This is a genomic window from Streptomyces sp. NPDC020597, from assembly GCF_044335095.1.
In the GTDB taxonomy this organism is placed as follows: Bacteria; Actinomycetota; Actinomycetes; order Streptomycetales; family Streptomycetaceae; genus Streptomyces.
The window spans coordinates 39,957-53,854 of record NZ_JBIRUL010000025.1 but is presented as its reverse complement, the minus strand read 5'-3'; the positions used below and the strand labels follow the sequence as shown (position 1 = coordinate 53,854).

Here is a 13,898-nt window from a genome sequence, read left to right as displayed (position 1 = left end):
GTCACGCCATCCACCGGTCGGGCCGGGCGTCACGGCGCCCGGTCCGCGACCGTTCGGCCTGACCGCCGAGCAGTCGCGCGGCCTCCTCCGCGTCCCGCAGCCGGGCTGTGACGGTTTTGCCGGCCCCCGTATCCACATGCACGTCCGCGAGGCCCCAGAGGCGCTGCCAGGGCCCCTGCGTCAACCGCACGCTCTGGACCTTGGCGTGCGGCACCAGCGAAAGACGGCGGCGCAGCAGCCCGTGGCGGGCGGCGAACACGGTGTCCGTGACCGTGATGCCGTAGCCCCGCCACCACACCGGCACACAGCGTCCGGCCCGGCGCGGCGGGCGCCGCAGCGACGCTTCGGCCGGCACGGCCGCCCCGGGCAGCACGCGCGCGACGACGATCGCCGCGGCCGCGTACGGGGCGACCGGCACGAGCACGGAGTTGGCGGAACCGGCCACGTCCAGCTCGACGCGCACCCAGCGGCGCCGCCGCCACAGCAGCGGCTGGACGATCCGCACGGTCTGCACCCGCCCGGGCGGCACCGTCTCGTGCGTGCGGTCCAGCAGGCCGTGGTCGATCCGCAGCCCGTCCGGCGACTCGCCCACCGTCCAGTCGAACTCGCCGACGAACCGCCCCACGCTGCTCGCTCCGGCCGCCCCGAGCAGCGGCACCCCGGCCGCCAGGACCGTCCACACGCTGTGGGTGGCCAGCCACAGCACGGGCGGTACGACGAGCGCGGCGGCCGGCGCACCCCAGGTGGCGCCCGTCAGCGCCAGCGCGATCGCGAGCTCGCGCGCCGGCACGCGCAGCACCTCGCGCGCGGGCGCCTCGCCCACCTCGCGCGCCGCCTCCGGGGCGAAGCCGGCCGCGTGCGCGAGGAGTTCGGCCCGCAGCGCACGGGCGTCCTCCTCGCCGAGGAAGGCGAGTTCGTCCTTCTTCTCGGCTCCGACGACGTCCAGCCGGAGTTTCGCCACGCCCGCGACGCGGGCCGGCAGCGGCCGACTGACGTCGATCGCCTGGATGCGTTCCAGCCGGATGTGCGCGGTGCGCCGGAACAGCAGCCCGGTCCGGATGCGCAGTTCGCCGTCGGTCACCGCGAAGTGGGTGAACCACCAGGTCAGAAAGCCGTAGAGGGAGGCCGCGGAGACGAGCACGGCGAGCGCGACGAGCAGGGTCGTCGTGGTCAGCCGGGTGAGCTGCTCCTGCGCCTGGTTCGGGTCGTGGACCGCCCAGCCGACGAGGACGGCGACGGGCGCCCACGCCCGCCGGAACGGCGTCACGGGATGCAGCCGGCGTTCGACGGCGAGCGGCGCAGGGCCGGCCCCGGACCCGCCGGGCGCCTGCGGCAGGCCGTCCTCGACGCCCTCCTCCGCGCCCGGTGCCGTCACAGCCCCGCCGATCGGGCTTCGCCGAGTTCGGTGAGCCGGTCGCGCAGCCGCTCCGCCTCGGCGGGGTCGAGACCCGGGATGACGGCGTCGGTCGCGGCGGCCGCGGTGTGCAGCTGGACGCCGGCCAGCCCGAAGCGGCGGCCCACGGGGCCGGAGGTGACCTCGACGAGCTGCATGCGCCCGTACGGCACGACCGTCTCCTCGTGCCACAGCACGCCCCGGCTGATCAGCAGGTCGTCGGCCCGCTCCGCGTATCGCCAGGAGCGCCAGTTGCGGCCGAGCAGCACCCAGCCCCAGCCGATGCCGGCCAGCGGCAGCAACGCGAACGCGGCCCACGCGGGGCCGACGAGAAGCCCGAGCAGCAGCCCGGTGCCGACGGCGGCCGGCGCCAGCCACACCACCAGCAGCAGCCGCCGCATCCGCAGCAGTCCGGACGGCAGCCCGGTCCACTCCGGTCCTGCCTCCGTCGTCCCTGCCTCCGTCGTCCCTGCCTCCGTCGTCCCTGCCTCCGTCGTCCCTGCCTCCGTCGTCCCTGCCTCCGTCGTCCCCGCGTCCGTCGTCGCCGCGTCCCCCGGGCTCCCCGTCTCCATGGCCCCAGCGTACGTAGGGGAGACTGGTGCCATGACTCCCACGACGGAGACCACGGTCGGGATCGGCGGCGCCGCGGAAAGCACCGACATGGTGCTCAACATCGGCCCTCAGCACCCCTCCACGCACGGTGTGCTGCGGCTGCGGCTCGTGCTGGACGGCGAGCGCATCCAGCACGCGGAGCCGGTGATCGGCTACATGCACCGCGGCGCGGAGAAGCTGTTCGAGGCCCGCGACTACCGGCAGATCGTTATGCTGGCCAACCGTCACGACTGGCTGTCGGCGTTCTCCAACGAGCTGGGCGTGGTCCTCGCGGTGGAGCGGATGCTCGGCATGGAGGTCCCCGAGCGCGCGGTGTGGACCCGCACGCTGCTCGCCGAGCTGAACCGGGTGCTCAACCACCTGATGTTCCTCGGGTCCTACCCGCTGGAGCTGGGCGGCATCACGCCGGTGTTCTACGCGTTCCGCGAGCGCGAGGTGCTGCAGAGCGTGATGGAGGAGGTCTCCGGCGGGCGCATGCATTACATGTTCAACCGCGTCGGCGGCCTCAAGGAGGACGTGCCGGCCGGCTGGACCTCCCGCGCGCGTGAAGCGGTCGCCGCCGTGCGCTCGCGTATGGACGTCTTCGACGACCTCGTGCTCGGCAACGAGATCTTCCGCGGGCGCACGCGGGACGTCGGCGTCCTCGCGCCGGAGCATGTGCACGCCTACGGCGTGAGCGGCCCGATCGCACGCGGCTCGGGCGTCGACTTCGACCTACGCAGGGACGAGCCCTATCTCGCCTACGGGGAGCTGCAGGACACGCTGAAGGTGGTCACCCGCACCGAGGGCGACTGCCTCGCGCGCTTCGAGTGCCTCCTGGAGCAGACGCACAACGCGCTCGCTCTCGCGGACGCCTGCCTGGACCGTCTCGCCGACCTGCCGCCCGGCCCGATCAACCAGCGGCTGCCGAAGGTCCTCAAGGCGCCCGAGGGGCACACGTACGCGTGGACCGAGAATCCCCTCGGCATCAACGGCTACTACCTCGTCAGCAAGGGTGAGAAGACGCCGTACCGGCTGAAGCTGCGCTCGGCGTCGTACAACAACATCCAGGCGCTCACCGAGCTGCTGCCGGGCACACTGGTCGCCGACATGGTGGCCATCCTCGGATCGATGTTCTTCGTGGTGGGAGACATCGACAAGTAGGTCCGCCGCGGGGTCGGCGGGCCGGCCGGTCGCCCGGGGGCAGCTCCGGGAGACGGTCAGCCGGCTCCGGGCGGCCCGCCTCCCCCCGGGGCCCAGCCTCCCTCCGGGGCCCAGTCGCCCTTCGGGTCCCGGCCGCTCGCCGCGTGCAGGCCTCCCTCCGGGGCTCGTACGGCGTTCGGGTCGCGTGTGGCGTCCGGGTCCCGTGCCGTCTCCGTGCCCGGCTGCGCGACCAGCGGGTCCGGGATGCCGACCGGCTGGACCAGCCAGCCGAAGCCGCCCAGTCCGCCCGGCGCGGTGAGCTCGCCGGCCGCTCCGGCGCTGACGAGGGCGCGCACATATGCGGCGGGGTCCGTGGAGGCGAGTGCGAGCGGGGGGCGTGCACCGGTGAGGCCCAGGGAGTGCAGTGCGGCGCGCTGGGTGAGCAGGCGTGCGCCGGGGCGCGTGTCAGGAACCGCAGCCGCATGGGAGCCGGGGTGCGCGCCGGTGGCGGGGCGCGCGGGCAAGCCGGAGGGCGGGTGCGGAGCGTGCGTCCGGGCCGCGCTTCTCGCTCCCGCCTCCGCGCATGAGTCCAGCGCCACGTGGGCCGTGATGTCGCAGGACCCGTCCGGGACGGGCGCCGTCTCCCGGCCGTCCCGGAACCCGGTCAGAGTCCCGTACGGGGGGCGCGCGTCCGCGCTGTGCGCGTAGTCCACCGCCACCGCGAGCCCCCGTCGGACGCATGCCACGGCCGACGCCCACGCCAGGTCCCTGGGCAGCCCGATCTCGGCCCGCAGCCCCTCCTGGCCCCCCGGCGGCCACCAGCGCGCCAGCCAGTCCGCCTCCGCTCCCGACACCGGTCCCCCGAGCCGCTCGGACCCGTCCTCCCGGACGAGGACCAGCCGCGCCACCCCCGCGGAGTCGACCTCGACGACCTCGACCGGGACGTTGTCCAGCCACTCGTTGGCGAACAGCAGCCCGGTGAGGGCCGACGGCGGCTCGCGGAGCCACTCGATCCGGTGAGCGAGGCCTTCGGGGCGGTCGGCGATCTCCACGGCGTACGCGCGGGTGCGGGAGAGCACATCGGCGGGGAGCGCCGTCAGCACGGCGGCGACCAGTTCGCCCCGGCCGGCGGCCATGTCGACGAAGTCGAGAGATTCGGGCCGGCCCAGCGCCTCGTCCACCCGGCACAGGAGCCGGGCCACGGCCTCGGCGAAGAGCGGCGAGGCGTGCACCGACGTGCGGAAGTGCCCGGCGGGACCCTCGGGCCGCCGGTAGAAGCCCTCTGTGGAGCCGCCCGGGCCCGGCGAGTCCGTCCCGTCAGGCGGGCCCGTCACGCCGGGTGCGGCCGGCGCGCCCTCTCCGTCGGTGCCGTACAGCGCGGCCTGCGTCGCCGCGCGCCAGCCGCGCCACTCGCCCGAGCCGGTCACCTCGTCCACCAGACCTCGTCCACCCGGACAGACTAGGCGGACGGAGTAGACGTACAGGTGATCACGGCATCCACCTTGCGGAGTACACGCGCCCGCACCGGATCGATCCTCCGGTTGACCCCGGCACGCATCGGGCTTCCCTACGCTGGGTTACGTGCAGCGCCTCTATGACTTCCTCCGCAGAAACCCGACCGGGGTCGACGGCTTCTGGGCCCTCGTCCTGTTCGGGATCTCTGTCGTGGCCGGAAACGCCGACCGCAACCAGCGCGGAGGCGCCGACTCCATGGCGCTGTACGTGCCCGTGGTGCTTCTGCTCTGCCTGGTCATCGCGCTGCGCAGGCAGCTGCCCGAGAAGATGCTGCTGCTGGCCGCCGCCCTGGGGCTGGGGCAGCTGGTGCTGGACGTCTCGACGACGGTCGCCGACTTCGCTCTGCTGGTGATCGTCTACACGGTCGCCGCGTACGGCGCCCGCTGGGCGTCCCGGCTGGCGCTCGTGATGGGCCTGAGCGCGGCCACCGTCGCCCAGCTGCGCTGGCCGAACGACCACTCGAGCGTGCCGGGCGACGTCGCGACCGTGGTGTTCCTGACGGTGCCGTTCGCGTTGGCCTGGGTGCTCGGCGACTCCATGCGCACCCGCCGCGCGTACTTCGCCCAGCTGGAGGAGCGCGCGGCCCGTCTGGAGAAGGAGCGCGAGGCGCAGGCGAAGGTCGCCGTGGCCGCCGAACGCGCACGCATCGCCCGCGAGCTGCACGACGTCGTCGCGCACAACGTGTCGGTGATGGTGGTGCAGGCCGACGGCGCCGCCTACGTCCTGGACGCCGCGCCCGACCAGGCGAAGGCAGCCCTGGAGACGATCTCCTCCACCGGCCGTCAGGCCCTCGCCGAGATGCGCCGGCTGCTGGGCGTGCTGCGCACCGGCGAGCACCGGGAGGGCGGCGAGTACGTGCCGCAGCCCGACGTCGAGCAGATCGAGGACCTGGTCGAGCAGTGCCGGGGGTCGGGCCTCCCCGTGGACTTCAAGGTCGAGGGCACGGCCCGGCCGCTGCCCAGCGGCGTCGAGCTGACGGCGTACCGCATCGTGCAGGAGGCGCTGACCAACACGCGCAAGCACGGCGGGCCGAACACGGGCGCGAGCGTCCGCCTGGTCTACTTCGACGACGGTCTGGGGCTGCTCGTGGAGGACGACGGCAAGGGCGCCCCGCACGAGCTGTACGAGGAGGGCGGGGCCGACGGCGCCGGGCACGGACTGATCGGCATGCGCGAGCGTGTCGGCATGGTGGGCGGCACCCTGGACGCGGGCCCGCGACCGGGCGGAGGATTCCGGATCAGCGCCCTGCTCCCGCTCAAACCGGCGCATTGACGCTGCCGCACGCCCCGCGTTGACACCTGTCACGCCGGCCCCCATGTGCCTCACCCGCCCCATCCGCTCCCCACGCCCCCCGACCGAAGAACGGAAGAGGACTCGATGACGATCCGCGTGATGCTGGTCGACGACCAGATGCTGCTGCGCACCGGGTTCCGGATGGTGCTCGCCGCCCAGCCGGACATGGAGGTCGTGGCGGAGGCGGGCGACGGCGTCGAGGCCCTCCAGCAGGTGCGTTCGACGCAGGTGGACGTCGTGCTGATGGACGTCCGGATGCCGAAGCTGGACGGCGTGGAGGCCACCCGGCGCATCTGCGAGCAGCCCGACCCTCCGAAGGTGCTGATCCTGACCACCTTCGACCTCGACGAGTACGCGTTCTCCGGGCTGAAGGCGGGAGCCTCCGGCTTCATGCTCAAGGACGTCCCGCCCGGCGAGCTGCTCGCCGCGATCCGCTCCGTGCACAGCGGCGACGCGGTGGTCGCGCCCTCCACCACGCGCCGGCTCCTGGACCGGTTCGCGCCGATGCTGCCCGCCACGGGAGGCGAACCCCGGCACAAGGAGCTGGAGCGGCTCACGGAGCGCGAACGCGAGGTGATGGTGCTGGTCGCCCAGGGGCTGTCCAACGGGGAGATCGCGGCCCGGCTGGTGCTCTCCGAGGCGACCGTCAAGACCCACGTGGGCCGCATCCTCACCAAGCTCGGTCTGCGCGACCGCGTCCAGGTGGTGGTGCTGGCCTACGAAACGGGCCTCGTCAGGGCCGGCGGCCACTAGGGCGTGCCCTGTCCCGAACGTCCCGTCCGCCTGGACCGGAGCGGGGCTGGAGCCGGGCCGGGGCGGGGGCCGTACTAGGGTCTGCGCATGCTTCTGTGGATCAACGGTCCCTTCGGCGGGGGCAAGACGCAGACCGCCCACGAGATCCGGCGCCGGCTGCCCGGCAGCGTGGTGTGCGACCCCGAGCACGCCGGGTTCGGCCTGCGCCGCATGCTGCCGCCGGACCTGCGCGGCGACTTCCAGGACCTGGTCTCCTGGCGGCAGGGCGTCGTCGAGGTCCTCGACCTGGCACTCCGGGAGCACGACGGGGCGGTCATCGCCCCGATGACCGTCACCGACCCGGTGTACTTCGCCGAGACCGTCGGCAGGCTGCGCGAACTCGGCCACGACGTACGCCACTTCACACTCCTCGCCGAGCGCGCGACGATCCTGCGGCGGCTGCGTGAGCGCGGCCCGGGACACCTCCTGGGATTCGCCCTCGGGAGGAACGCGGGGCTGCGCCGGGAGACGTGGGCCGTCAGGCGGCTCGACCACTGCCTGGAACGCCTGCGCGAGCCGGAGTTCGCGGAGCACCTGTGGACCGACCGCACGACCGTGCCGAAGACGGCCGACCGCATGGCCGTCCTGGCCGGTCTGACCCTCGAACCGCACACCGGTGGCGCCCTGCGGACGAGGCTGCGGCAGGCCGGCGTCGGCATCAGGCACATCCGGTTCGACTGAGGTCCGGGCAGCCCGCTAGCGGAGTATCCCCTCCAGGAAGTCGCTGCCCAGCCGGGCCACCACCGTGACGTCGAGCTGGTGCAGCAGGTACCGCCCGCGGCGGCGTGTGGTGACCAGGCCCGCCTTCTTCAGCAGCGTGAGGTGCCGGGATATCTCGGGCGCCGACACGCCGTGGACCTGGGCCAGTTCCGTCGTGGTGTACGCGCTGCGGGCCAGCATCCGGCAGATGCGCATCCGGGCGGGATGGGACAGCGCGGTCATCCGGAGCGCCAGCTGCTCCACCGACGGCGGTGCCGCCGGCTCCGGCGAGCCGACCGGGTAGTGCAGCACCGGCTGCCAACCGTACCGGTGCAGCACCATCAGGTGCGGCCAGCCGAGACTCGTCGGCACCAGCAGCAGGCCGCCGTCCCCCGTCGTGGTGTGGCCCACGACCAGCTTGTCGACGGTGATCCGCGCGCCCTCCTCATCGAGCGTCACGGCCGAGGACACGGCGGTGAGCGTCTCCGCCAGCCCCTTGTGACGCAGGAGGTCCGTCTTCAGGCGGGCGTCGGCGGCGAGGGGCTGCCGCACCCGCGCCCAGACGTCGGAGAAGAACGCCTCGTCGCAGTCCCGCAGGAACTGGCGCAGCCACGCACGCACGCGTGGCGGGTCGTCCAGCAGCCGCCGTGTGAACCGCACCTGCCGCGGGCCGCGGGCGGCGGCCAGGTCGAAGGCGCGTCGGCGCAGCTCGGTGTCGCACAGCACGTCGGCGCTCGGCAGGTCGTAGCCGGGCGCGCAGATGAATTCCAGCGCGCAGTCCACGAACTGTTCGTCCGTCAGCTTGTCCAGGAGGTCGAGTTCGTCGGTCAGGGTCGTGCCGGGCAGGGCGGTTCTGCCCGGGATGCCCGCACAGGGCAGGAAGAGGTCCGAGAACGTCGTCCGCCACAGGAAGTCGGCCTCGCACATCCGGTCGGCCAGATGCGGGTCGAGCCCGGCGGTGACCGCGGTGACCCAGCCCCGTAGGCCGGGATGGTGCCCGGGCTCGGCCAGCGCGTGCAGCGCCATGCCGAGCTCGGCCAGGGGCGAGGGCGCGACGGAGACCCTCTCCGGCCGCAGCCCTGCGACGTCGATGCTCAGGCTCATGCCCTCATGGTGCACTCCGGCACCGGCAACCCGCCCCGGCCGGCAACCCGCCCCGGCCGGCAACCCGCCCCGGCCGGCAACCCGCCCCGGCCGGCGTCCCGGGCCGGTCCGGGACGCCCGGGCGACGGGAAGAGTCCCGCCGCCCGGCCGCGCCCGCCGCTGGCGCTTCCGCCCGCCTACCCGCCGGCCCCCTCGGCGGTCCCGGCCGCGCGGGGGATTCGCGTGGTGAAGTCCGCGACCGCCGCCCGCACGTCGTCCGCCGTCCACGTCAGGCCCTCGGAGCGGACGCCGACCTCGGTGACGGACAGGCCCGGCCCGCCCCGCTCCCAGGCGCCGGCGAAGAGCATCGTCCCCGTCTCCTCGGCCTGCAGCACCGCCGCTTCGGCGAGGACGTCGGCCTCGTACGGCAGCCAGACCTGGAACTCGTGGGTGTGCGGCGGCTCCGGGTACACACGCGCCCACGGCACGTCCGTCGCGGCGAGGCCCTCGCGCAGCGCCTCGGCCACCACGCGCGCGTGGTCCACGTAGTCGGGGAGCCGGGGAAGCTCGCGCTCCAGGCCGATGAGCGCCGACAGCGCGGTGGGGAACTGCTGGAAGATCATGCCGCCGTACCGGTGCCGCCAGGTCTTCGCCTCCTCCACCAGCGACCGCGGGCCGGCGAGCGCGGCGCCGCCGAAGCCGTCGAGGGACTTGTAGAACGACACGTAGACGCTGTCCGCCAGGTCGGCGATCTCGTGCAGGGGACGTCCGAAACGACGGGTCGTCTCCCACAGCCGCGCGCCGTCGAAGTGGACCACGGCGTCGCGCTCGCGCGCCGCCGCCACGGTCGCGGTCAGCTCCTCCCAGGTGGGCAGCACGAAGCCGGCCTCCCTCAGGGGCAGCTCCAGCATCAGCGCGCCGAAGGGCTCCTCGAGGCCGCGCACCTCCTCGGCCGTGGGCATGCGGGGCTCCCCCGTCACCCGGACGGTGCGCAGCCCGCTGACGGCTGTGAACGCGCCCCGCTCCCACCTCTCGGGGTGACTCAGCGCGTGCAGGGCGACCGTCGGGTCGCCGGTGCGGCCCGCCCAGCAGCGCAGCGCGATCTGCTGGGCCATCGTGCCGGTCGGGAAGAACGCGGCGGCCTCCGTCCCGAGCAGCCCGGCGACCCGCTCCTCCAGGGCTCCCACGACCCCGTTGCCGTACATGTCGCCGGGTTCGTCCAGGTCGTGGACGTCCGGTGCGTGCTCGTGGAGGTGCGCGAGCCGTTCGCGCAGCGTGCCGCGGAATCCCGCGCGCGACAGGACGCGTTCCGTCTCCAGATGGGCGACCGCCCGCCGCTCCCGGAGGCGCTGCCGCGCCGTCTTCTCGTCTCCCTGGTCCGTCGTGTATGCCATGCCCCGGATGATGCCGTGCCGCCGCGCGCGCAGGCACGCGCATATCCCGCCTCCGGGCCCCGACCCCGCCCCCGTGTCCGGGCCGCCGCCCGGGACGCGGACCCCCGACCTGCACGCCGCCCCCGCACGGGCGCCTGACACACCGCCGGACACGCCGCCCCACACCACTCGCGCCCCGGCTCCCCCTCCCGCCCCGGCCGAGATCGCAGACGCGTGGGAAAGCCCACAGCCTGTGGACGAACGGACACCCCCCGAACGGATCGCGTTAACATGACGAGAAATCGTCCGGTACCCCGAGCGGACTGGAACGGAAGGCCGCGTCGCGTGAGTACAGCCCAACAACCAGACCCGAGGGACCGCCCCGCGCGGCTGGCCGTCGGCGTCGTCGGCGCGGGCCGGGTGGGTCCTGCCCTGGCCGCGTCCCTTCAGCTCGCAGGGCATCGTCCGGTCGCCGTCTCCGGCGTCTCCGACGCCTCCAGGCGACGAGCCGGGCTGCTGCTGCCCGACGTGCCGCTGGTGCCGCCCGCCGAGGTCCTGCGACGCTCCGACCTGGTGCTGCTGACGGTCCCCGACGACGCGCTGCCCGGCCTGGTGGAGGGCCTCGCCGAGACCGGCGCGGTACGCCCCGGCCAGCTCCTCGTGCACACCAGCGGGCGGTACGGCGCGAAAGTCCTCGACCCCGCCCTGCGCGCGGGCGCCCTGCCGCTCGCCCTGCACCCCGCGATGACCTTCACGGGCACCCCGGTGGACGTCCAGCGCCTGGCCGGCTGCTCCTTCGGCGTCACCGCGCCCGACGGACTGCGGACGGCGGCGGAAGCCCTCGTGATCGAGATGGGCGGCGAGCCGGAGTGGATCGCCGAGGACAGCCGCCCGCTCTATCACGCGGCCCTCGCCCTGGGCGCCAACCACCTGGTCACCCTGGTCGCCCAGTCCATGGAACTGCTGCGCGCGGCCGGCGTGGAGGCCCCCGACCGGATGCTCGGCCCGCTGCTCGGCGCCGCCCTCGACAACGCGCTGCGCTCGGGCGACGCCGCGCTCACCGGCCCCGTCGCACGCGGGGACGCGGGCACGGTCGCCGCGCACGTCGCGGAACTGCGCGAGCACGCCCCGCAGACCGTCGCCGGCTATCTGGCGATGGCCCGCGCGACCGCCGACCGCGCGCTCGCCCACGGGCTCCTCAAGCCCGAACTCGCCGAGGACCTCCTCGGGGTGCTCGCCGGCAACCCTGACGGCGCCCCGTCCGGCCCCGGCAGTCCCGGCCCGCACGGCGCCGAAGGAGATGCCGGATGACCGCCGCCCTGCTGCGCACCGCCGACGAGCTGCACGCACGCACGCGTGACGGCCGCCGGGCCGTCGTGATGACGATGGGAGCCCTGCACGAGGGGCACGCCACCCTGGTGCGCACCGCCCGCGAGCTCGCCGGGCCCGGCGGCGAGGTCGTCGTCACGGTCTTCGTCAACCCGCTGCAGTTCGGCGCGGGGGAGGACCTCGACCGCTACCCGCGCACCCTGGACGCCGACCTGGAGATCGCCGGCCGGGCCGGCGCGGACGTCGTGTTCGCCCCGTCCGTGGACGAGGTCTACCCGGGCGGCGAGCCCCAGGTCCGCGTCTCGGCGGGACCCATGGGCGAGCGCCTGGAGGGCGGCTCCCGGCCCGGGCACTTCGACGGCATGCTCACCGTCGTCGCCAAGCTGCTGCACCTCACCCGGCCCGACGTCGCGCTCTTCGGGCAGAAGGACGCCCAGCAGCTCGCCCTGATCCGCCGGATGACGCGGGACCTGAACTTCGGCGTGCAGATCGTCGCCGTGCCGACCGTGCGCGAGGAGGACGGGCTGGCGCTGTCGAGCCGAAACCGCTATCTGTCCGTCCGGGAGCGGCGCACCGCGCTCGCGCTCTCCCAGGCCCTCTTCGCCGGCCGCGACCGGCACGCGGCGCAGGAGGCACTGCGCGCCCGCGCGCGGGAGGTGCCCGCCACGCACGCGCGTGCCGAAGCGCTCAGCGCCATCGGCGAGTCCCGCGCGGCCGCCGACGCGCACGCCGTCGCCAAGGCCGCCCCCGGCAACCCCGCCGCGGTCCGCGCGGCCGCCCGCCAGGTCCTGGACGAGGCCCAGCGGCTCGACCCCCCGCTGCGGCTGGACTACCTCGCGCTCGTCGACCCGTCCGACTTCACCGAGATCGAGGACGACTTCACCGGCGAGGCCGTTCTCGCCGTCGCCGCCCGGGTCGGTACGACCCGGCTGATCGACAACCTCCCCCTCACCTTCGGAGCCGCCTCGTGACCAGCACAGGCATACGACTGCACGCACCCGCGCCCGGGTGGAACATCTCCGCGGACGTGGTGGTCGTCGGCTCCGGCGTCGCCGGACTGACCGCGGCCCTGCGGTGCGAGGCCGCCGGGCTGAGGACGGTCGTCGTCACCAAGGCGCGCCTCGACGACGGCTCCACCCGCTGGGCGCAGGGCGGCATAGCCGCGGCTCTGGGCGACGGCGACACGCCCGAACAGCACCTGGACGACACACTGGTGGCGGGCGCGGGCCTGTGCGACGAGGAGGCCGTGCGGATCCTCGTCACCGAGGGCCCCGACGCCGTGCGCCGGCTGATCGAGACCGGCGCGCACTTCGACGAGTCCGAGGAAGGCGGCCTGGAACTGACCCGCGAGGGCGGCCACCACCGCCGCCGTATCGCGCACGCGGGCGGCGACGCGACCGGCGCGGAGATCTCCCGCGCGCTCGTCGAGGCGGTACGCGCGCGTGGGCTGCGCACGGTCGAGAACGCACTCGTCCTGGACCTCCTCACGGACGCCGAAGGCCGCACCGCCGGCGTCACCCTGCACGTCATGGGCGAGGGCCAGCACGACGGAGTGGGGGCCGTGCACGCCCCGGCCGTCGTCCTCGCGACCGGCGGCATGGGTCAGGTGTTCTCCGCGACCACCAACCCGTCGGTGTCCACCGGCGACGGCGTGGCGCTCGCCCTGCGCGCGGGCGCGGAGGTCTCCGACCTGGAGTTCGTCCAGTTCCACCCGACGGTGCTGTTCCTGGGCGCGGACGCCGAGGGCCAGCAGCCCCTCGTCTCGGAGGCCGTGCGCGGCGAGGGCGCCCACCTGGTCGACGCGGACGGCGTGCGCTTCATGGTCGGACAGCACGAGCTCGCCGAGCTCGCGCCGCGGGACATCGTCGCCAAGGGCATCATGCGCCGTATGCAGGAGCAGGACGCCGAGCACATGTTCCTCGACGCCCGCCACTTCGGCGCCGAGATGTGGGAGCACCGCTTCCCGACGATCCTGGCCGCCTGCCGCGCCCACGGCATCGACCCGGTCACCGAGCCCGTGCCGGTCGCCCCGGCGGCCCACTACGCCTCCGGAGGCGTGCGCACCGACTCCCACGGCCGTACGACCGTGCCGGGCCTGTACGCGTGCGGCGAGGTCGCCTGCACCGGCGTGCACGGCGCGAACCGGCTGGCGTCCAACTCGCTCCTCGAAGGCCTCGTCTACGCCGAGCGCATCGTGGCCGACATCACCGCGAGCCGGAGGGACGACGCGCTCCACGCGCGGGTGCCCGTGCCCGTGGAGCGCCCCGAGCGGCCGGCGCACCCGCTGCTCGCCCCCGAGGCCCGGTTCGCGATCCAGCGGATCATGACCGACGGCGCGGGCGTGCTGCGCTCCGCCGCGTCGCTGGAGAGGGCCGCCGACCAGTTGCAGCGGCTGCACACCGAGGCCCGCGACGCCCTCGACGAGAACGGCAAGACGGCCGAACCAGGCGTCGACACCTGGGAGGCCACCAACCTCCTGTGCGTCGCGCGCGTCCTGGTCGCCGCCGCGCTCCTGCGCGAGGAGACCCGCGGCTGCCACTGGCGCGAGGACCACGCCGACCGCGACGACGCCGCATGGCGCCGCCACATCGTCGTAAGGCTGAATCCGGACCGCACCCTCGCCGTACACACCACCGATACCGCAGACTTCCCCCCTACCCGGCAGCACCACCAGGAGCAGTGACAGA

Annotated in this window: 12 protein-coding genes; 7 read left to right on the top strand and 5 right to left on the bottom strand. The window is 74.5% G+C overall.

The features are described from left to right. Position 1 precedes the first annotated feature (1 nt). On the bottom strand, positions 2-1,375 hold the full coding sequence (locus ACH4ZA_RS31435) for a PH domain-containing protein (RefSeq protein ID WP_398432651.1): 1,374 nt from the start codon (positions 1,373-1,375) through the stop codon (positions 2-4). Further along, complete coding sequence (locus ACH4ZA_RS31430; protein ID WP_398432671.1) at positions 1,372-1,794, bottom strand: PH domain-containing protein; 423 nt, start codon at positions 1,792-1,794, stop codon at positions 1,372-1,374. The genes ACH4ZA_RS31435 and ACH4ZA_RS31430 overlap by 4 nt, the downstream gene beginning before the upstream one ends. A gap of 202 nt (positions 1,795-1,996) precedes the next feature. Between ACH4ZA_RS31430 and ACH4ZA_RS31425 the strand changes: the two genes are divergently transcribed. Further along, positions 1,997-3,148, top strand: coding sequence for an NADH-quinone oxidoreductase subunit D (locus ACH4ZA_RS31425; protein WP_319275424.1), 1,152 nt, complete (start codon positions 1,997-1,999; stop codon positions 3,146-3,148). 56 nt (positions 3,149-3,204) lie between these two features. Here the strand turns inward: ACH4ZA_RS31425 and ACH4ZA_RS31420 are convergent, their stop codons facing one another. Further along, positions 3,205-4,563: an SAM-dependent methyltransferase gene (locus ACH4ZA_RS31420; protein WP_398432650.1), complete on the bottom strand. Its 1,359-nt coding sequence runs from the start codon at positions 4,561-4,563 to the stop codon at positions 3,205-3,207. Positions 4,564-4,708: 145 nt separating this feature from the next. On the opposite strand from ACH4ZA_RS31420, the gene ACH4ZA_RS31415 reads away from it, so the two are divergent. The 3 genes from ACH4ZA_RS31415 to ACH4ZA_RS31405 all read left to right on the top strand — a co-directional run bounded on the left by ACH4ZA_RS31415 (position 4,709) and on the right by ACH4ZA_RS31405 (position 7,408). After that, positions 4,709-5,914, top strand: coding sequence for a sensor histidine kinase (locus tag ACH4ZA_RS31415; protein WP_398432649.1), 1,206 nt, complete (start codon positions 4,709-4,711; stop codon positions 5,912-5,914). Between the two features lie 105 nt (positions 5,915-6,019). Then, positions 6,020-6,688 (top strand): response regulator transcription factor, encoded by a 669-nt coding sequence (locus ACH4ZA_RS31410; RefSeq protein ID WP_319275420.1) that lies wholly within the window; start codon positions 6,020-6,022, stop codon positions 6,686-6,688. A gap of 87 nt (positions 6,689-6,775) precedes the next feature. Further along, on the top strand, positions 6,776-7,408 hold the full coding sequence (locus ACH4ZA_RS31405; RefSeq protein WP_319275418.1) for an AAA family ATPase: 633 nt from the start codon (positions 6,776-6,778) through the stop codon (positions 7,406-7,408). Positions 7,409-7,423: 15 nt separating this feature from the next. Here the strand turns inward: ACH4ZA_RS31405 and ACH4ZA_RS31400 are convergent, their stop codons facing one another. Together ACH4ZA_RS31400 and ACH4ZA_RS31395 are read right to left on the bottom strand one after the other, a co-directional pair. Next, positions 7,424-8,530 carry a DUF5937 family protein gene (locus ACH4ZA_RS31400; protein ID WP_398432648.1) on the bottom strand — a complete coding sequence of 369 codons (1,107 nt, stop codon included), beginning with the start codon at positions 8,528-8,530 and terminating at the stop codon, positions 7,424-7,426. Positions 8,531-8,706: 176 nt separating this feature from the next. Then, positions 8,707-9,903: a threonine aldolase family protein gene (locus ACH4ZA_RS31395; protein WP_398432647.1), complete on the bottom strand. Its 1,197-nt coding sequence runs from the start codon at positions 9,901-9,903 to the stop codon at positions 8,707-8,709. Positions 9,904-10,227: 324 nt separating this feature from the next. Between ACH4ZA_RS31395 and ACH4ZA_RS31390 the strand changes: the two genes are divergently transcribed. From ACH4ZA_RS31390 to ACH4ZA_RS31380, 3 genes are read left to right on the top strand one after another with little or no spacing between them, the layout of a single operon-like run. After that, positions 10,228-11,193, top strand: coding sequence for a DUF2520 domain-containing protein (locus tag ACH4ZA_RS31390; RefSeq protein WP_319281010.1), 966 nt, complete (start codon positions 10,228-10,230; stop codon positions 11,191-11,193). Beyond that, entirely contained in the window at positions 11,190-12,182 is a 993-nt protein-coding gene (gene panC, locus ACH4ZA_RS31385; RefSeq protein WP_319281012.1) for a pantoate--beta-alanine ligase, read from the top strand. Before ACH4ZA_RS31390 ends, panC begins: the two co-directional genes overlap by 4 nt. Next, positions 12,179-13,894 (top strand): L-aspartate oxidase, encoded by a 1,716-nt coding sequence (locus ACH4ZA_RS31380; RefSeq protein WP_319281014.1) that lies wholly within the window; start codon positions 12,179-12,181, stop codon positions 13,892-13,894. The genes panC and ACH4ZA_RS31380 overlap by 4 nt, the downstream gene beginning before the upstream one ends. Positions 13,895-13,898 lie beyond the last annotated feature (4 nt).

Excerpts from the sequence above, each read along its gene's own strand:
- ACH4ZA_RS31425 (WP_319275424.1), top strand. The coding sequence starts at position 1,997 with ATGACTCCCACGACGGAGACCACGGTCGGGATCGGCGGCGCCGCGGAA.
- ACH4ZA_RS31405 (WP_319275418.1), top strand. The coding sequence starts at position 6,776 with ATGCTTCTGTGGATCAACGGTCCCTTCGGCGGGGGCAAGACGCAGACC.
- ACH4ZA_RS31400 (WP_398432648.1), bottom strand. The coding sequence starts at position 8,530 with ATGAGCCTGAGCATCGACGTCGCAGGGCTGCGGCCGGAGAGGGTCTCC.
- ACH4ZA_RS31395 (WP_398432647.1), bottom strand. The coding sequence starts at position 9,903 with ATGGCATACACGACGGACCAGGGAGACGAGAAGACGGCGCGGCAGCGC.
- ACH4ZA_RS31430 (WP_398432671.1), bottom strand. The coding sequence starts at position 1,794 with ATGCGGCGGCTGCTGCTGGTGGTGTGGCTGGCGCCGGCCGCCGTCGGC.
- panC (WP_319281012.1), top strand. The coding sequence starts at position 11,190 with ATGACCGCCGCCCTGCTGCGCACCGCCGACGAGCTGCACGCACGCACG.
- ACH4ZA_RS31410 (WP_319275420.1), top strand. The coding sequence starts at position 6,020 with ATGACGATCCGCGTGATGCTGGTCGACGACCAGATGCTGCTGCGCACC.